11 protein-coding genes are annotated in these 18,931 nt (G+C 61.5%); 7 read left to right on the plus strand and 4 right to left on the minus strand.

Annotation, left to right across the window (positions count from 1 at the left end; translation table 11 throughout):
* Positions 1-76: 76 nt before the first annotated feature.
* The 3 genes from lpdA to aceE form a co-directional block, all read right to left on the minus strand.
* Positions 77-1,912 (minus strand): dihydrolipoyl dehydrogenase, encoded by a 1,836-nt coding sequence (gene lpdA / locus EAO39_RS12975; protein ID WP_120967976.1) that lies wholly within the window; start codon positions 1,910-1,912, stop codon positions 77-79.
* Between the two features lie 348 nt (positions 1,913-2,260).
* Entirely contained in the window at positions 2,261-3,949 is a 1,689-nt protein-coding gene (aceF, locus tag EAO39_RS12980) for a dihydrolipoyllysine-residue acetyltransferase (RefSeq protein WP_120967978.1), read from the minus strand.
* 18 nt (positions 3,950-3,967) lie between these two features.
* Entirely contained in the window at positions 3,968-6,682 is a 2,715-nt protein-coding gene (gene aceE / locus EAO39_RS12985; protein ID WP_120967980.1) for a pyruvate dehydrogenase (acetyl-transferring), homodimeric type, read from the minus strand.
* Positions 6,683-7,046: 364 nt separating this feature from the next.
* Here aceE and EAO39_RS12990 point away from each other — a divergent pair, with 364 nt between their 5' ends.
* The 7 genes from EAO39_RS12990 (at position 7,047) to rsxB (ending at position 17,032) form a co-directional block, all read left to right on the plus strand.
* The gene (locus tag EAO39_RS12990) at positions 7,047-9,599 is read left to right on the plus strand and encodes a PAS domain S-box protein (protein WP_120967982.1); all 2,553 of its coding nucleotides are present in this window, start codon (positions 7,047-7,049) and stop codon (positions 9,597-9,599) included.
* Between the two features lie 11 nt (positions 9,600-9,610).
* Positions 9,611-10,261 carry a response regulator transcription factor gene (locus EAO39_RS12995; RefSeq protein WP_120967984.1) on the plus strand — a complete coding sequence of 217 codons (651 nt, stop codon included), beginning with the start codon at positions 9,611-9,613 and terminating at the stop codon, positions 10,259-10,261.
* A 160-nt stretch (positions 10,262-10,421) separates the two neighbouring features.
* Positions 10,422-11,276 (plus strand): bifunctional methylenetetrahydrofolate dehydrogenase/methenyltetrahydrofolate cyclohydrolase FolD, encoded by an 855-nt coding sequence (gene folD / locus EAO39_RS13000; protein WP_120967986.1) that lies wholly within the window; start codon positions 10,422-10,424, stop codon positions 11,274-11,276.
* A gap of 168 nt (positions 11,277-11,444) precedes the next feature.
* On the plus strand, positions 11,445-13,496 hold the full coding sequence (locus EAO39_RS13005) for a M3 family metallopeptidase (RefSeq protein WP_120967988.1): 2,052 nt from the start codon (positions 11,445-11,447) through the stop codon (positions 13,494-13,496).
* A 239-nt stretch (positions 13,497-13,735) separates the two neighbouring features.
* Entirely contained in the window at positions 13,736-14,386 is a 651-nt protein-coding gene (locus EAO39_RS13010) for a glutaredoxin domain-containing protein (RefSeq protein WP_162989643.1), read from the plus strand.
* A 285-nt stretch (positions 14,387-14,671) separates the two neighbouring features.
* Positions 14,672-16,276, plus strand: coding sequence for a polyhydroxyalkanoate depolymerase (gene phaZ, locus EAO39_RS13015; RefSeq protein ID WP_120967992.1), 1,605 nt, complete (start codon positions 14,672-14,674; stop codon positions 16,274-16,276).
* Positions 16,277-16,291: 15 nt separating this feature from the next.
* Complete coding sequence (rsxB, locus tag EAO39_RS13020; RefSeq protein WP_205589383.1) at positions 16,292-17,032, plus strand: electron transport complex subunit RsxB; 741 nt, start codon at positions 16,292-16,294, stop codon at positions 17,030-17,032.
* Between the two features lie 88 nt (positions 17,033-17,120).
* On the opposite strand, the gene EAO39_RS13025 is transcribed toward rsxB, so the two are convergent.
* Positions 17,121-18,686: a methyl-accepting chemotaxis protein gene (locus EAO39_RS13025; RefSeq protein WP_240466990.1), complete on the minus strand. Its 1,566-nt coding sequence runs from the start codon at positions 18,684-18,686 to the stop codon at positions 17,121-17,123.
* Between the last annotated feature and the right edge of the window lie 245 nt (positions 18,687-18,931).

The following is an 18,931-nucleotide window of genomic DNA, read 5'->3' on the forward strand; positions in this document are numbered from 1 at the left end:
AAAGGCAGCCCGTAGGCTGCCTTTGTTTGAAGCAAGCCCGAACAAACGTTCAGGCCTGATCGCTACACTTACTTACTTACTTGCGCTGTGGTGGCACGTCCGTGCAAGAACCGTGAGCCACTTCCGCCGCCATGCCGATGGACTCGCCAAGGGTTGGGTGGGGGTGGATAGTCTTGCCGATGTCCACGGTGTCAGCCCCCATTTCGATGGCCAGAGCCACTTCGCCGATCATGTCGCCAGCGTGTGTGCCGACCATGCCGCCGCCCAGAATACGGCCGTGGCCGTGGGCTTCAGGGGAGTCGTCAAACAGCAGCTTGGTCACGCCTTCATCGCGGCCGTTGGCAATGGCGCGGCCGGAGGCAGCCCATGGGAACAGGCCCTTCTTGACCTTGATGCCTTGTGCCTTGGCCTGGTCTTCGGTCAGACCCACCCATGCCACTTCGGGGTCGGTGTAAGCCACGGACGGGATCACGCGGGCGTTGAAGGCGGCGGCTGCCAGTTCCTTGTTTCCTTGCAGTTCACCGGCGATGACTTCAGCGGCCACATGGGCTTCGTGCACGGCCTTGTGTGCCAGCATGGGCTGACCCACGATGTCGCCGATGGCGAAGATGTTGGGCACGTTGGTGCGCATCTGGATATCGACGTCGATAAAGCCGCGGTCGGTCACGGCCACGCCGGCCTTTTCGGCGCTGATCTTCTTGCCATTGGGCGTGCGGCCCACGGCTTGCAGAACCAGGTCGTAGGTCTGGGGTTCTGGCACGGTGATGCCGTCCTTGGCAGGAGCGAACGAGACCTTGATGCCTTCGGGCGTAGCTTCGGCACCCACGGTCTTGGTGTTGACCATGATGTTGTCGAAACGCGGCGCGTTCATCTTTTGCCAGATCTTGACCAGATCGCGGTCAGCGCCTTGCATCAGGCCGTCCATCATTTCCACCACGTCCAGGCGTGCGCCCAGCGTGGAGTAGACGGTGCCCATTTCCAGGCCGATGATGCCGCCGCCCAAGATCAGCATGCGCTTGGGCACTTCCTTCAGATCCAGCGCACCGGTGGAATCGACCACGCGGGGGTCCTTGGGCATGAAGGGCAGGTGCACGGCTTGCGAGCCGGCAGCAATGATGGCGTTCTTGAACTGAACGATCTTCTTGCTGCCGGTCTTTTCCTGTGCGTCGCCCGTGGTTTCATCCACTTCGATGTGGTTGGCAGACACGAAGTTGCCGTAGCCGCGCACGATGGTGACCTTGCGCATCTTGGCCATCTGGCCCAGACCGCCGGTCAGCTTGCCGATGACCTTTTCTTTGTGGCCGCGCAGCTGGTCGATGTTCACTTCGGGAGCGGCAAACTTCACGCCGGCCACTTCCAGGTGCTTGACTTCGTCCATCACGGCTGCCACGTGCAGCAACGCCTTGGATGGGATGCAACCCACGTTCAGGCACACGCCGCCCAGCGTCTTGTAACGCTCGACCAGCACGACCTTCAGACCCAGGTCGGCCGCACGGAAGGCTGCGGAGTAACCGCCAGGGCCGCCGCCGATGACCACCACGTCACAGTCGAAATCGACCGTGCCGCTGAAGTTGCTGGCCACGGGAGCGGGAGCTGCGGCAACAGGGGCTGCCACGGGTGCGGGAGCTTGCGCTGCGGGTGCAGGGGCAGCTGCTGCAGGAGCGGCAGCACCGGCTGCGGCTTCCAGCGAGATGATGACCGAGCCTTCGGCAACCTTGTCGCCGACCTTGACCAGGATGGCCTTGACCACACCAGCGTGGCTGGAGGGGATCTCCATGGAGGCCTTGTCGGACTCCACGGTCAACAGCGATTGGTCCACAGCCACGGTGTCACCGGGCTGAACCAGCAGTTCGATCACGCCCACTTCGGCGAAGTCGCCAATGTTGGGTACCTTGATATCGATGAGGCTCATATGCGCTCCTATCTTGGTTTTTGTCTCTGTGCGGCCTGAAGCATTCAGGCTGCTGCAAATGATTTTTTCGGTCCAGGCTTGAGCAGCGCATTGCCCTGTTCCTTCGCGCCCCGCTCACCGGCAACGGCCTCTTTGGGCTTGCAGAAGAGTGATGGGGTGAAGCGGCTCGGCTCCAGCGCTCATCCAGCGAGGCCACGCGCATGCATCAATGGCTGCTGCCCAGGCTTTTATCTCGATCACAAGGCTGATACGCAAGCGCGCAAGCAGTTTAAAAACAGGAGCTGCTTGCGCTTGATGGATATGCGCTACAGGCCGATTTCTTTCGAAACCGGCCTGCCCGGCTGCTACTTAGAGCAGGATGCGGCGGTAGTCGGCCAGCACAGCGCCCAGATAGGCGTTGAAGCGGGCGGCCAGCGCGCCGTCGATGACGCGGTGGTCGTACGACAGGCTCAGAGGCAGCATCAGGCGGGGCACAAATTGCTTGCCATCCCACACCGGGGTCATCTGGCCCTTGGACAGGCCCAGAATTGCCACTTCAGGCGCGTTCACGATAGGCGTGAAGTTGGTGCCACCAATGCCTCCCAGCGACGAGATGGACATGCAACCGCCTTGCATATCGGCAGCGCCCAGCTTGCCGTCGCGGGCCTTCTTGGCCAGCTCGCCCATTTCCTGGCTGATCTGCATGATGCCCTTCTTGTCGGCATCCTTGAGCACGGGCACAACGAGACCGTTGGGCGTGTCAGCGGCAAAACCGATGTTGAAGTACTGCTTGTAGACCAGGGTGTCGCCGTCCAGCGAAGCGTTGAACTCAGGGAACTTCTTGAGTGCAGCCACCAGTGCCTTGATGACGAAGGCCAGCATGGTGACCTTGACATCGCTCTTGGCCTTTGCGCTTTCGGCATTGGTCGAGACGCGGAAGGCTTCCAGATCAGTGATGTCGGCCAGGTCATTGTTGGTGACGTGGGGGATCATCACCCAGTTGCGGTGCAGGTTGGCGCCCGAGATCTTCTTGATGCGCGACAGATCCTTGCGTTCCACCGGGCCGAACTTGGCGAAGTCGATCTTGGGCCAGGCCAGCACTTCCAGGCCGCCGACGTTGCCGCCGGACGAAGCCTTGGGAGCCGCTGCCTGTTGCGCCAGGGTCTGCACAGCACCGGCCATCACCGACTTGGTGAAGGCTTGCACGTCGTCAGCCGTGATGCGACCCTTCTGACCCGAACCCTTGACTTCAGCCAGAGGCACACCCAGTTCGCGAGCGAACTTGCGCACCGAAGGCGAGGCGTGTGGCAGTTGGCCCGAAGGCGCCACCGTGGGGTTGTGGGCGGGTGCAGCAGCAGCCACTGCAGGAGCAGCCACGGGAGCGGCAGCCTGGGCGGGAGCCGCCACAGGGGCGGCAACCGGAGCTGCTGCCTGGGCAGGAGTGGAGACGGGAGCCGCTGCAGCCGCAGCGCCTTGCACCGTGATCTGGCCCACGACATCACCGATGTTGACGGTGTCGCCCACCTTGATGGTCAGCGCCGTGATGGTGCCAGCCGTTGGCGATGGGATTTCCATCGAGGCCTTGTCGGACTCCACGGTGAACAGCGATTGCTCCACGGTCACGGTGTCACCCACCTTGACCAGCATTTCAATCACAGCCACGTCCTTGAAGTCACCGATGTCGGGGATCTTCAGGTCCACAGTGGACGATGCAGCAGGCGCAGCAGCGACCGGTGCAGCAGCTACAGGAGCGGCGGCCACGGGTGCAGGTGCAGCAGCCACGGGGGCCGCAGCGGCTGGAGCGGGTGCGGGAGCCGCTTCCGCGGTTTCCAGCACCACGATCACGGAGCCTTCCTTGACCTTGTCGCCCAAAGCAACCTTGATCTCCTTGACCACGCCAGCGTGGCTGGAAGGGATTTCCATGGAAGCCTTGTCGGATTCCACGGTCAGCAGCGACTGCTCGACCTTGATGGTGTCACCCACCTTGACCAGCACTTCGATCACGCCGACTTCGGAGAAGTCGCCGATATCGGGGACTTTGATTTCTGTCAATGCCATGTTGAGTGTCTCCCGTTTTTAGGCGTGCAGCGGGTTGATCTTGTCGGTGTTGATACCGTACTTCTTGATCGCTTCGGCCACGGTGGTGGCGTTGATCTTGCCTTCATCGGCCAGGCCGCGCAGTGCAGCGATGACGATGTAGTGGCGGTTGATTTCGAAGTGCTCGCGCAGCTTGGCACGGAAGTCCGAACGACCGAAACCATCGGTACCCAGCACCTTGTAGGTGCGGCCCTTGGGCATGTAAGGACGGATCTGCTCGGCGTAGGCCTTCATGTAATCGGTCGAAGCAACGACTGGACCGGGGTGGGCCGCCAGTTGCTGTGCCACGAATGGAACCTTGGCGGCTTCCAGTGGGTGCAGCATGTTGAAGCGATCGGCTTCCTGGCCTTCGCGGGTCAGTTCGTTGAACGATGGGCAGCTCCACACGTCGGCGGCAACACCCCAGTCCTTTTCCAGCAGCTCTTGTGCAAAGAAGGATTCGCGCAGGATGGTGCCCGAGCCCAGCAGTTGCACGCGCAGTCCGCTCTCCGGCACCTTCTGGCCAGGCTTGACCATGTACATGCCCTTGAGGATCTGCTCTTCCGTGCCTTCGGCGAGGCCGGGCATGGGGTAGTTTTCGTTCAGCAGCGTGATGTAGTAGAAGATGTTTTCCTGGTTCTGCACCATGCGGCGCAGACCGTCCTGCATGATCACGGCCACTTCGTGAGCGAAGGTGGGGTCGTAAGTCACACAGTTAGGAATGGTGTTGGCCAGGATGTGGCTGTGACCGTCTTCGTGCTGCAGGCCTTCGCCGTTCAGCGTGGTGCGACCCGAAGTGCCGCCCAGCAGGAAGCCGCGTGCTTGCAGATCGCCTGCAGCCCAGGCCAGATCGCCGATGCGCTGGAAGCCGAACATCGAGTAGTACACATAGAACGGGATCATGACCCGGTTGCTATGGCTGTAGCTGGTGGCCGCAGCGATCCAGCTGGACATGCCGCCGGCTTCGTTGATGCCTTCCTGCAGGATCTGGCCGGCCTTGTCCTCGCGGTAGTACATCACCTGGTCCTTGTCGACCGGGGTGTATTGCTGACCGTGGGGGTTGTAGATACCGACTTGGCGGAACAGGCCTTCCATACCGAAGGTACGGGCTTCGTCCACCAGGATGGGCACCACGCGGGGGCCGATGTTCTTGTCGCGCAGCAGCTGCGTCAGGAAACGCACATAGGCCTGGGTCGTGGAGATCTCACGGCCTTCAGGTGTGGGCTCCAGAATGGCCTTGAAGGTATCCAGCGTAGGCGCGGTGAACTGCTCGTCGGCCTGTTGGCGACGGTGAGGCAGGTAACCACCCAGGGCCTTGCGGCGCTCGTGCAGATACTTCATTTCCGGCGTGTCGTCGGCCGGCTTGTAGAAGGGGATGTCCGCGATCTGGCTGTCGGGGATTGGAATGTTGAAACGGTCGCGGAAGGCCTTGATGTCCTCGTCGCTCAGCTTCTTGGTCTGGTGAACGTTGTTCTTGCCTTCGCCGACCTTGCCCATGCCAAAGCCCTTGACGGTCTTGACCAGCAGCACGGTGGGTTGACCCTTGTGGGTATTGGCAGCCGCAAAGGCAGCGTAGACCTTTTGCGAATCGTGGCCGCCGCGGCGCAGATTCCAGATCTCGTCGTCGCTCATGTGCTCGACCATCTTCAGCGCACGAGGATCGCGGCCGAAGAAGTTCTTGCGAACGTAAGCACCATCGTTGGCCTTCATCGCCTGATAGTCACCGTCGTTGCACTCCATCATGATCTTCTTGAGCACGCCGTCTTTGTCCTTGGCCAGCAGCTCGTCCCAGCCCTTGCCCCACAGCAGCTTGATGACGTTCCAGCCAGCGCCGCGGAATTCGCCTTCCAGCTCCTGGATGATCTTGCCGTTGCCGCGCACCGGGCCGTCCAGACGCTGCAGATTGCAGTTGATCACGAAGACCAGGTTGTCCAGGTTTTCGCGTGCGGCCAGGCCGATGGCGCCCAGGGATTCGACTTCGTCCATTTCACCGTCGCCGCAGAACACCCAGACCTTGCGGTTTTCGGTGTTGGCAATGCCACGGGCGTGCAGGTACTTCAGGAAACGTGCCTGGTAGATGGCCATCAGCGGGCCCAGGCCCATGGACACCGTAGGGAACTGCCAGAAGTCGGGCATCAGCTTGGGGTGGGGGTAGCTCGACAGACCCTTGCCGTCCACTTCCTGGCGGAAGTTCAGCAGCTGCTCTTCGGAGATACGACCTTCCAGGTAAGCGCGGGCGTAAATGCCGGGCGATACGTGACCCTGGATGTACAGGCAGTCACCACCGTGGTTTTCGTTCTCGGCGTGCCAGAAGTGGTTGAAGCCGGCGGCAAACATATTGGCCAGCGAAGCGAAGGAGCCGATGTGGCCGCCCAGATCACCACCTTCGGGGGGGTGCACGCGGTTGGCCTTGACCACCATGGCCATGGCGTTCCAGCGCATGTAGGCGCGCAGACGGCCTTCGATTTCGAGGTTGCCTGGGCACTTGGCCTCGTGGTCGGTCTCGATGGTGTTCACATAGCCGGTGTTGGCCGAGAAAGGCATGTCCACGCTGTTTTGGCGTGCATGCTCAAGCAGATCTTCGATCAGCTTGTGTGCGTAGTCGGCACCTTCACGGTCGATCACGGCCGAGAGGGCATCCATCCACTCTCGCGATTCTTGTTGGTCCAGGCCAGCGGGCATGCCAGCGCCTTGTGGGTCAGTCTGAGCTGTCATTGAGTGTCTCCTTCGAGAGGGGGTAGCTTTCAGAGCCAGCGACAGTGTTCACGCCAGGCGTGGCCACTATCTGCAAGCTCTCGATCCGAATCCATGAATGCGGTGGCGGTGCGCCGTAATGAGAAGTTTGAAAGCTCGCTACGCGCAAACTTTGTACCACTCCAGCTCTTCCACACTAAATCGCTATCACTTTTTCGATGCGGGCAGAGTTTCGCACATTTTTTTCAAATTTCAAATAGCGCATTCTGATTTTATAATATGAAATTATGCTGCAAATGCACATACAGGAAGAAGGGCTTCAAACGACATTTGGGCGACAAAAATAGTCGCCTAAATCGCACGGTCTCTCACCTACACTTCGGGGATGCAATCAAGCCCTAACGCGCCTGAAAAACAGGCACAGATCCGCGACGACACCATCGCCGCACCGGTGCGCTGGTGGCGCAGCTGGTGGCGCAGCCTCTCCCCGACTCGCCAGGACCGCTTTGCCGCTCTGGCCCCGCTGGCCGCAGTGCTGATGTTCATGGCAGCCATCACGGCCTCCTTCTGGTACCTGCGCACAGAAGAAGTGGAGCGTGAACAGGACGCCTTGCGCCGCGATGTGGAATATGCACAGCAGCGGGTGCGCCTGCGTCTGCTCGAGCGCCAGGAACAGCTGATGCGCATGGCCCGCGACATGGGCACGCGCGATCTGAAGAAAGCCGACTTCTCGGCCCGCGCCGAAGCGCTGATCAGCCAGTACCCGGAGCTGCAATCTGTCACCCTGGTGGACGACAGGCGAAAAGTGCTGGAAAGCCAGTCCGCGCCCACGGTCAGCACGGATCAGCAGCATGTGCTAGGAGAAACCCTAGGAAGCGGCGAAACCGGTGCGGCCATCCAGCAGGCCCGCGAGATGCTGCAGCCCATTTATGTTCAGCAACCCGCCAGCAAGGGGGAGATGGCACCGCTGCTGCAGCTGCATGTACCGATTTTGAGCAACAACCGCTATGTGGGCGAGCTGCTGGGCGAGTTCTCGGTAGACAGTCTGCTGCGCTACGGCACGCCCACCGAGATCATGGCGCGCTACGCAGTGACCATGCTTGACAGCCAGGGGCAGGTGCTGGCCGGCACGCCACTGATGCCGCGCAAAACGCCCACCGAGCTGCTGCGCTGGCGCGGCGTGGCCAACGAGGAAAAGCTGGCCGTCGCCCCCGTGGGCAACAGCCTGATGCTGCGCGCCCAGGCTTACCGCACCTCGCTGGGTGTGGTGGGCTCTGGCCTGTTCTGGCTGGTGGGTACGCTGAGCGCCATGACGGCCTGGATGCTGCTGGCCACCTGGCGCCACACCCGGCGCCGCCAGCGCGCGCAGGAAGCCCTGGTAGCCGAAACCAATTTCCGCCGCGCCATGGAAAACTCCGTGCTCACCGGCATGCGCGCCCTCGATCTGCAAGGCCGCATCACCTATGTGAACGCCGCGTTTTGCCAGATGACGGGCTGGAGCGAGCAGGACCTGGTGGGCCAGGTGCCGCCCTACCCTTACTGGCCGGACAACGACTACGACAATCTGCATTCACAGCTGCGCGAAGAGCTCTCGGGCAAGACCATCGTGGGCGGCTTTCAGGTACGCGTGCAGCGCAAGAACGGCACACAGTTCGATGCGCGCCTGTATGTCTCGCCGCTGATCGATGCCCACGGCCAGCACACGGGCTGGATGTCGTCCATGACGGACATTACCGAGCCCAACCGCATTCGCGCCCAGCTTTCAGCCTCTTATGAGCGTTTCACCATTGTGCTGGAAGCGCTTGATGCTTCTGTTTCTGTAGCACCACTGGGCAGCGCCGAGCTGCTGTTTGCCAACAAGCTTTACCGCCAGTGGTTCGGCTCGCAGACCGACGGCCATCTGCAACTGGTGGCCCAGGCGGGCAAATTGCCGATACGCCACCAGCCGGAGATGGAAGACGAAGACGGCCTGATGGGCCTGCCAACCGCCACATTGACCGCCGCCCGCGCCAACAACGCCGAGATTTTCCTGCCCGATCTTGGCAAGTGGCTGGAAGTGCGCTCACGCTACCTGAGCTGGGTGGACGGGCGTCTGGCCCAGATGGTGATTGCCACCGACATCACCCAGCGCCGCCTGGCCGAAGATCAGGCCGCCGCACAGGCCGAAAAAGCCCAGTCCGCCAGCCGTCTGATCACCATGGGCGAGATGGCCTCCAGCGTGGCCCATGAGCTCAACCAGCCGCTGACCGCCATCAACAACTACAGCTCGGGCATGCTCACTCGCCTGGAAAAAGGCACGCTGACCCCCGAGCAGATGAAGTTCGCTCTGGAGAAAACCGCCCACCAGGCCCAGCGCGCCGGCCAGATCATTCAGCGCATCCGCTCCTTCGTGAAGAAAAGCGAGCCCAACCGCACACTGGCCCAGGTGTCGGACATGGTCAACGAAGCCATAGAGCTGGCCGGCATCGAGCTGCGCCGGCGCAATGTGCAGCTCTCGGCCCATGTGGCCGAGCGTCTTCCCCGCGTGATGGCAGACACCATCCTGATCGAGCAGGTTCTCATCAATTTGATGAAAAACAGTGCCGAGTCCATTGACTATTCCGATCGACCCACAGGCCAGCGGCGCGTGGAACTGCGGGTGCGTCCCCAGTTATTCGAGGGCCAGAACGGCGTGGAATTCAGTGTGGAAGACACGGGCAAGGGCATGCCGCCCGAAGTGCTGGAGCACTTGTTTGAAGCCTTCTTCTCCACCAAAAGCGAAGGCATGGGGATTGGCCTGAACCTGTGCCGCTCGATTGTCGAGTCGCATCACGGTCGAATGCGCGCCGAGAACCTCTACAATGGCTCAGAGGTCACTGGTTGCCGGTTTTCATTCTGGCTGCCTTTGGCAACGGGAGTGGAGACAACAACACCCACCGAGACAAGCGAACCTACCTAGAGGACGATTGCATGAGTTTGATTCCCAAAAAAGGCACTGTGTACGTAGTTGATGACGATGAAGCGGTTCGCGATTCGTTGCAATGGTTGCTAGAAGGCAAAGACTACCGGGTACGCTGCTTTGACTCGGCCGAGACCTTCCTCTCCCGCTACGACCCCCGCGAGGTGGCCTGCCTGATCGTTGACATCCGCATGGGCGGCATGACGGGTCTGGAGCTGCAAGATCGCCTGATCGAGCGCAAGTCCCCCCTGCCTATCGTCTTCATTACCGGTCACGGCGACGTGCCCATGGCCGTAAACACCATGAAAAAAGGCGCGCTGGATTTCATCCAGAAGCCTTTCGACGAAGAAGAACTGGTGGGTCTGGTCGAGCGCATGCTCGAACACGCTCGCGAAGCTTTTGCCGGTCACCAGCAAGCGGCCAGCCGCGACGCGCTGCTGGCCAAGCTCACCGGCCGTGAAGCCCAGGTGCTGGAACGCATCGTGGCCGGCCGTCTGAACAAGCAGATTGCCGACGATCTGGGCATTTCCATCAAGACCGTGGAAGCCCATCGCGCCAACATCATGGAAAAGCTCAACGCCAACACCGTGGCCGATCTGCTCAAGATTGCCCTGGGTCAAGGCCAGACCAGCGCCGCCGCCAAGGCCGCAGCAGTCAACTAAGACCGGATGATTTGCGGTCGGGCCCAAACCCCATCGCAAAATAACGCGAGATAATTGACGGAGCACCCGCAAAGCAGCCGCTTTTGCTCACTCCCATTCTGATAGCTGCTAGTGCTTGTAAATCAAGGGCTAGCAGCATTTTTTATTGGTAAATCCAGCCATGACAGCTCAAATCATCGACGGCAAAGTCCTCTCCGAACAACTGCGCAAGGAAGTCGCCACCCGCGCGGCCGCTCTCAAGACCCGGGGCATCACGCCCGGTCTGGCCGTGGTCCTGGTCGGCGACAACCAGGCCTCCCAGGTCTATGTGCGCAACAAGGTCAAGGCTTGCGAAGATGTGGGCTTTCATTCCGTGCTGGAAAAGTACGACGCCAGCATGACCGAGGCCGAACTTCTGGCCCGCGTGGAAGCGCTGAACAACGACCCCAGCATCCATGGCATCCTGGTGCAGCTGCCCCTGCCCAAGCACATCGACGACCACAAGGTCATCGAAACCATCTCGCCCGCCAAGGACGTGGACGGTTTCCACGTGGCCAGCGCCGGCGCGCTGATGGTGGGTGAAGTCGGCTTCAAGGCCTGCACGCCTTACGGCTGCATGAAGATGCTGGAATCCATCGGCATGAAGGATTTGCGCGGCAAGCACGCCGTGGTGATCGGCCGCTCCAACATCGTTGGTAAGCCCATGGCCATGATGCTGCTGGCTGCCAATGCCACTGTCACCGTCACCCACAGCGGCACGGCCGACCTGGCCGCCATGACGCGCCAGGCCGACGTGATCGTGGCCGCCGTAGGCAAGGTCGATGTGCTGACGGCCGACATGGTCAAGCCCGGCGCCGTGGTGATCGACGTGGGCATGAACCGCAATGCCGAAGGCAAGCTCTGCGGCGACGTGGACTTCAACGGTGTCAAGGAAGTAGCCGGCTACATCACCCCTGTGCCCGGTGGTGTCGGCCCCATGACGATTACCATGCTGCTGGTCAACACCATGGAATCGGCCGAGCGCTCGGCCGCTTGATGGCAGCGGCCGGAGCCGCCCAGGCCTTGTCGCCAGGGTTCGCCGGACCGCTACCAGGAAAAATCGCTTCAAGCGCTTGACTGACAGGCGACTGACGCTATCACCGCCATAGCAATATTTGCGATGGCGGTTCTTGATTTACCCGTCTTTGCCGGCACCTAATACAGCATGAGCAATCCACTTCTCGAATCCTCTGCCCTGCCCTTGTTTGATCGCATTCAGCCCGCCGATGTGGGCCCTGCCATCGATATCTTGCTGACCCGCGCCAGCGAGGCTTTGGAGACCGTCGTCGCACCCGACTTTCCCGCCCAATGGGAAGCTATCTCGGCCGTGCTCGATGTGGCTACCGAGAAGCTGGGTACCGCCTGGGGTGCCGTCAATCACCTCAACAGCGTGGCCGACACCCCCGAGCTGCGCGCCGCCTACAACGAGGCTCTGCCAAAAGTTACCGAATTCTGGACCAATCTGGGCGCCGACGAGCGCCTGTATGCCAAGTACAAGGCCATTGATCCCGCCAGCCTCAACCAGGAGCAGCGCGCCGCCTGGGATCACGCCATGCGCGGCTTTGTGCTCTCGGGTGCCGAGCTGCAAGGCGCGGCCAAGGAGCGCTTTGCACAAATCCAGGCTCGTTCGGCCGAGCTGGCACAGAAGTTCAGCGAGAACGCGCTGGACGCCACCGATGCCTTTGCCTACTACGCCACTGCCGACGAGCTGGACGGCGTGCCCGCCGATGTGATTGCCGCCGCCAAGGCGGCTGCCGAGGCAGATGGCAAGGAAGGCTACAAGCTCACGCTCAAGATGCCTAGCTATCTGCCCGTGATGCAGTTTGCCAGGAGCAGCGCCCTGCGTGAGAAGCTCTACCAGGCCTATGTGACCCGCGCCTCCGATCAGGCCGAAGGCGATGCCAAGCGCTTTGACAACACCGCCGTGATGAAGGAAATCCTGGCTTTGCGCCTGGAAGAATCTCAGCTGCTGGGCTACAAAAACTTCGGCGAAGTCTCCGTCGTGCCCAAGATGGCCGACTCGCCCAAGGAAGTGATCGACTTCCTGCGCGATCTGGGTCAGCGCGCCCGCCCCTATGCCGAAAAAGACGTGGCCGATCTGCGCGCCTTTGCCAAGGCCGAGCTGGGCATTGCCGATCCTCAGCCCTGGGACTGGGCCTTCATCGGCGAAAAGCTCAAGGAAGCTCGCTACTCCTTCAGCGAGCAGGAGCTCAAGCAATACTTCCCGGCACCCAAGGTGCTGGCCGGCCTTTTCAAGATCGTGGAGACGCTGTTTGAAGTCTCCATCCGTCGCGATGAAGCTCCCGTGTGGCACCCCTGCGTGGAGTTCTACCGCATTGAGCGCAACACGCCACAAGGCCCGCAACTGGTAGGCCAGTTCTATCTGGACCCCCAGGCCCGCAAGGGCAAGCGCGGCGGCGCCTGGATGGACGATGTGCGTACCCGCTGGCTGCGCCCCGACACCCACCAGCTGCAAACCCCGGTCGCCCATCTGGTGTGCAACTTTGCCGCCGGCGTGGATGGCAAGCCCGCGCTGCTGACGCATGACGATGTGATCACCTTGTTCCACGAAACCGGCCATGGCCTGCACCACATGCTCACCCAGGTCAGCGAGCGTGATGTGGCCGGCATCTCCGGGGTGGAATGGGACGCGGTGGAGCTGCCCAGCCAGTTCATGGAAAACTTCTGCTGGGAATGGGATGTGCTCAAGCACATGACGGCCCATGTCGATACCGGCGAGGCTCTGCCGCGCGCGCTGTACGACAAGATGATTGCGGCCAAGAACTTCCAGTCCGGCATGCAGACGCTGCGCCAGATCGAGTTCGCCCTGTTCGACATGCTGCTGCACACCGAGCACAACCCTGCAGACGACTTCATGCCGCTGCTGGCCAAGGTGCGCTCCGAGGTGGCGGTGCTACCCACCACGGCTTACAACCGCATGTCCCATACCTTCAGCCATATCTTTGCTGGCGGCTATGCGGCAGGCTACTACAGCTACAAATGGGCCGAGGTGCTGAGCGCCGATGCCTACGCGGCCTTTGAAGAAACCGCTTTGCCCGATGGTTCGCCCAATCCGGAAACCGGCCGCAAATACCGCCAGGCCATTCTGGAAGTCGGCGGCAGCCGCCCGGCCATGGAGTCCTTCAAGGCCTTCCGCGGCCGCGAGCCCCAGCTAGACGCCTTGCTGCGCCACCAAGGCATGGCACAGGCCGCCTGACCGCACCGCACACCACCACTATCAAAAGCGCCCGCCAGGGCGCTTTTTTCATGCAGGCAGGTCAAGCCCAGGCACATCAGGTTTTCATCGAAGGGCCAAGCGCGCAGTGCGGCGTTATGCTCAAGCCATTTCCACGACCCTTAGCGCCCACAATGCACCGACAGAGCCCTGACAACAGCCCGCACCGCCCACTCGCCGGCCATTGGCGACCAAAGACCGCAGAGAAGACCGCAAGCTTGATGGTGCTGGCCTGCGTGGCCTTGGCTAGCGCGCTGCCGCTGTCCGTGCAGGCTCAGGGGGTTTACCGAATCGTAGGCCCCGATGGGCGCGTGAGCTTCTCGGATCGCCCTCCCGTGGATGGCACGAAAAAAAGCAGCGAGCTCAAGTCGGCCGAAGCCGACTCAGGCAGCGCCAGCAACAGCAGCAATGCGCAACTGCCGTATCAGCTGCGTGAAGCCACCAAACGCTACCCCGTCACGCTGTACGCCGCCAAAGACTGCAGCCCCTGCGACGAAGCCCGCAGCCATCTGCAAAACCGTGGCATTCCGTTTGCCGAGCGCAGCATAGAAACCGCAAGCGATGCCGACGCCCTCAAAAAGCTCAGCGGCCAGGACAGCCTGCCGTTTGCCACCGTCGGCAGCCAGCATCTGAAAGGCTTTAACGCCGACAGCTGGAACCAGTACCTGAGTGCTGCCGGCTATCCGGCACAGCCCCAGTTGCCGGCACAGTACAAAGCCCCAGCCCCCAGACCGCTGACAACGCCGGTCGCCGAACCCAAGGCAGCCAAGCCCGAGGCAGCCAGCAGCCGGACCACACGCCCCGCTGCAGCGCCCAGCGCCACGCCGCCGGGTACGCCTACGGCGGACAATCCCGCAGGCCTGCGCTTTTAAGCCACTGGCCTGATCAACGCCAGCACCGCAAGTCCCTCAGCCAAGCTGTTGACCTATTGATGCGTTGTTGGGCTTTGTGCACAGGCAGTCAATATTTTTGACAATCGGTTTTTGGGGTGCTGGCCGCCGGCTGCATGGCCGTACCACTGGAGGCATGCTCTGAGCCATAGCAAACAGCCCATACACCAAGCAAGGCAATAGAAAATACCAAAGGGCTTCCACTACTTCGCAAGTCAAATACAGCTGTTATATTGCACTGCAACATAACCCTGAAACCCTTGCCCCATGCTCTATCAGTTCTATGAAATGCAACGCGCAATGGTCGAGCCTTTTGCTGACTTTGCCCAGGCTGCCTCCAAGCTCTACAGCACGCCTCATTCGCCACTGAGCAAGATTCCAATGGCCCAACGCCTGGCCGCTGGCTTCAATCTGGTGTACAGACTGGGCAAAGATTACGAAAAGCCCGAGTTCAATCTGCTGAGCGTGGATGTGAACGGGGTGGATGTCACCATTCGCGAGCGCGTGGAAGTGGACAAGCCGTTTTGCGAGCTGCGTCGCTTCAAGCGCTTCTCCGATGACCCGGAGACGCTGGACGCCATGCTCAGCCAGCCCGTGGTGCTGATTGTGGCCCCGCTGTCCGGCCACTATGCCACCTTGCTGCGCGACACCGTGCAAAGCATGCTCAGCGATCACAAGGTCTACATCACCGACTGGAAGAATGCCCGCACCGTGCCTTTGTCCGAAGGTGAATTCCACCTCGACGACTATGTGAACTATGTGCAGGAGTTCATCCGGTATCTGCAAGGCCGTTATGGTCAGTGCCACGTGGTCAGCGTCTGCCAACCCACGGTGCCGGTGCTGGCTGCCGTCTCGCTGATGGCCAGCCGCGGCGAAACCACGCCGCTGTCCATGACCATGATGGGCGGCCCCATCGATGCCCGTCGCTCGCCCACGGCCGTGAACAATCTGGCCCAGACCCGCAGCTACGACTGGTTTGAAAACAATGTGATCTACGAAGTGCCCGACAACTACCCGGGCGCCGGCCGCCGCGTGTATCCGGGCTTTTTGCAGTATTCGGGCTTTGTGGCCATGAACCCCGATCGCCACGCCAACAGCCACTACGACTACTTCAAGGACTTGATCAAGGGTGACGATGCCAGCGCCGAGCATCACCGCAAGTTCTACGACGAGTACAACGCCGTGCTGGACATGGACGCCGACTACTATCTGGAGACCATTGCCACGGTGTTCCAGGAGTTCAAGCTGGTCAAGGGCACCTGGGATGTCCGCTCACCCGAAGGCCAGCTCGAGCGTGTGCGCCCTCAGGATATCCAGAACACGGCTCTGCTGACCGTGGAAGGCCAGCTGGACGACATCTCGGGCTCAGGCCAGACCCGTGCCGCCCATGATTTGTGTACCGGCATTGATGCCAATGCACAAAAGCACATCGAAGTCGCAGGCGCGGGCCACTACGGCATTTTCAGCGGCAGCCGCTGGCGCAAAGTGGTGTATCCCCAGGTCTGCGAGTTCATTCTGGCTCACCAGCCTGCCAGCGCCACCAGCGCCAGCGCCGCCGGTCATGCACCCAGTGTCAGCGACGATGCACCGTTTCCCGATGACAGCGAGGACTCCGACAGCGTCAGCGCCGGGGCCACGGTGATCACCCCGGAAAATACTCCGGTGGAATCCGCTCCCGAGCCTGAAACCACGATCCAAACCGATAATCCTGAAGAGAGCGATTTTTCTGCAGGCGGCGACATCGCGGTGGCCACAGCGGAAAATACTTCGGTGATTTCGGCTGCCAAGCCTGAAACCAAGGTCCAAACAGGTAAAAATGGCGCTGCGCCCGAGAACGCACGCAATTCGCAGCGTTCCAAGCGCAGAGGCTAGACCATGAATCCATCAATGTCCGCAGCCTCCTCGCTTCAAGCACTGGCTGCGAACATTGATGCAGTCTTGCCCCAGACCCAATGCACGCGCTGCGGCTACCCTGATTGCGCCGCTTATGCGGATGCCATTGCCCGCGAGGAAGCTCCCATCAATCAGTGCCCGCCCGGCGGAGCCGAGGGCGTGGCACGCCTGGCGGCCATCACCGGCCGGCCCATCCTGCCTTTGAGCGCCGAGCACGGCTTGGAAGCTCCGCGCACCGTGGCGGTCATCGACGAAGCCTGGTGCATAGGCTGCACGCTATGCATCAAGGCCTGCCCCACCGATGCCATTCTGGGCGCCAACAAACGCATGCACGTCGTGATAGCCACGCACTGCACCGGCTGCGAGTTGTGCCTACCCGTGTGCCCGGTGGACTGCATAGAGCTGATTAATGTATGCGGCCAGGCCACGGGCTGGGATGCATGGAGCCCCAGCCAGGCCGAGCACGCACGCACGCGCTATGCCCGCCGCCAGCAACGCTTGGCGGCAGACAAACCGGCAGCCAAGCTGGCAACGGCTCCCAGCCAGACGGCGCAAGCATCCACCACCTCCGCGCCAGTTGCCACTTCCGCAGAAGCTGAGGCACCCAAGGTGCCAGCCCATGTCCCGGCACCCGAGACAGCAGCGCCAGACACCGACGCCAGCGCCAGCAAAAAAGCCACGATTGCCGCCATCCTGGCCAAGGCCCGTGCCCAGCGCCCTCCCAGCGCAAGCTGAAACACAGCCATTTCTTGCGAAATAAGCCGATAGCCCAGTAAGCACATGGGCTATCAGCTATCAATTCAGGATTTCTCAAGACGCCTGATCAGGCTGCGGTCAGGCTTTTGTACACGCCACAACCCCAATACAGATCGCGGTGCTTGCATACGTAGGACATCTTGGTCTGCACCTGCTGGGTGCTGGGGTTGATGTAGTCATACTCCACCCAGCCCGGGCAGGACTCGGCCTGGGCAATGATGTCGGCAATCAGCTGCTCACCCCGGATGCCGGGTACGTCCTGCACCCGTACCCCCACCTTGGACGGATTGCCGCCAAACGCCAGGTACTCGCCCTGAGCAGACAGCGCAAACACATACATATCTCGGTCGTAGTAAGCCTGCTGAGGGTCGCTCACGGCCGTCAGCAAAGCCCGCGTGCTGGGCAGTCTTTGGGCCAGTTGCAAGGCGGCGTCCACCAGGGCAACTGCCTCTTCTGCCGTACCTTGCTGCAAGCGAAAGCGCGATACCGTCCCTGACAACACCTGGGCGCGCTGCTGCAGCGCCTGGGCCTGATCAAGGGCATGGCCGACCATTTGCGCGTTGTGCTGGGTGATCTGGTCTATGGCCCGCACGGCATTGCTGATCTCGACCAGGCCCTGGCTCTGACTGCTGGCCGATTCGGACAACTGGCCCATATGCGCCACCACCTCATGTATGCCTTGCGTCACGCCCTCAATCTCGCTGCCCGCCTGGCGCAGCAGCTTGGTGCTTTGCGTCACCTGCTGCACGGTCTCCCCAATCAATTGGCGGATTTCCTTGGCCGCCTCAGCGCTGCGCTGAGCCAGCGTGCGCACTTCGCTGGCCACCACGGCAAAGCCACGACCTTGTTCACCGGCGCGCGCCGCCTCCACGGCAGCATTCAGCGCCAGGATATTGGTTTGAAAAGCGATGGAATCGATCACGCCAATGATCTCGCGCATGCGGCCTGCGTTTTGCTCTATGGCCTCCACCGATTGCACGGCATGTGCCATGGCAGCCACCCCCCCATCCGCAGCAGCGCTCACGCCATTGGCCTGGGCATGGGCGGCGCGAGCCACCTCCACATTGTTTTGCACGGTGCTGCTCAGTTGCTCCACACTGACCACGGTCTGCGCCAGATTACCGGCCTGGGTCTGGGTGCGGGACTCCAGGGCCTCATGTTCATTGACCATCTGCCGCCCCGCCTGTGCCACCAGAGCGGCATTGCTGCGCACATCGGCCACCATGCCCGACAGCGATCTGACCATTTCCGTCATCAGCTGCTCGGAGCCTGAATTCGTGGCCGACGCTCGCTGCGCCAGCCGCAAATCCCCATGGGCCACATTGCGCATCGCATCCTGCACCGCCAACCACTGCGTCTTGCGCTGACCGCTCCACAGATATCCCCAAGCGGTCATGCCCGCAAGCCACAGCGGCAACCATACCCAGTACATGCCCGGCACACGATCAGCCACATCAATGCCGGGCAGCAGCGGACCGGCCAGCAACCAAAGGCCGCCTACCAGCAGCAGGGCCGCGTGCTTGCCTGCAGCGCTTTTGCTCCCTGCGATTCGCGCCGCCTTGACGGTACCCGTATCGGGAATGCGGCTCGCGGCTGCGGCGTTGTCCACCCCTGCCGCTTCCACAGCCTTCATACCTGACCCCATATCCCGCAGTTGCCCCATCGCCAATCTCCCTTGCATCACCTGTTATTTCGTCAGTTCTGACTGAAAAACTGCAAGCTGGCCTGCATCTGCCACGGCTTGCGGCACACTGCGGCATGCCGCAAGTTACTGCCCACATTTCTCGCCACGAGCGCCAGGGCGAACATGGCAGGAATGGGTCACCGCCAACCATTCCCCGCCATTGATACGCCTTTGAGCCAGCATGGCCCAGTCAC

Source organism: Comamonas sp. lk (genome assembly GCF_900564145.1).
Classification (GTDB): Bacteria; Pseudomonadota; Gammaproteobacteria; order Burkholderiales; family Burkholderiaceae_C; genus Comamonas.

Coding starts and splice junctions, on each gene's coding strand:
- lpdA (WP_120967976.1), bottom strand. CDS start 1,912: ATGAGCCTCATCGATATCAAGGTACCCAACATTGGCGACTTCGCCGAA.
- aceF (WP_120967978.1), bottom strand. CDS start 3,949: ATGGCATTGACAGAAATCAAAGTCCCCGATATCGGCGACTTCTCCGAA.
- aceE (WP_120967980.1), bottom strand. CDS start 6,682: ATGACAGCTCAGACTGACCCACAAGGCGCTGGCATGCCCGCTGGCCTG.
- EAO39_RS12990 (WP_120967982.1), top strand. CDS start 7,047: ATGCAATCAAGCCCTAACGCGCCTGAAAAACAGGCACAGATCCGCGAC.
- EAO39_RS12995 (WP_120967984.1), top strand. CDS start 9,611: ATGAGTTTGATTCCCAAAAAAGGCACTGTGTACGTAGTTGATGACGAT.
- folD (WP_120967986.1), top strand. CDS start 10,422: ATGACAGCTCAAATCATCGACGGCAAAGTCCTCTCCGAACAACTGCGC.
- EAO39_RS13005 (WP_120967988.1), top strand. CDS start 11,445: ATGAGCAATCCACTTCTCGAATCCTCTGCCCTGCCCTTGTTTGATCGC.
- EAO39_RS13010 (WP_162989643.1), top strand. CDS start 13,736: ATGGTGCTGGCCTGCGTGGCCTTGGCTAGCGCGCTGCCGCTGTCCGTG.
- phaZ (WP_120967992.1), top strand. CDS start 14,672: ATGCTCTATCAGTTCTATGAAATGCAACGCGCAATGGTCGAGCCTTTT.
- rsxB (WP_205589383.1), top strand. CDS start 16,292: ATGTCCGCAGCCTCCTCGCTTCAAGCACTGGCTGCGAACATTGATGCA.
- EAO39_RS13025 (WP_240466990.1), bottom strand. CDS start 18,686: ATGAAGGCTGTGGAAGCGGCAGGGGTGGACAACGCCGCAGCCGCGAGC.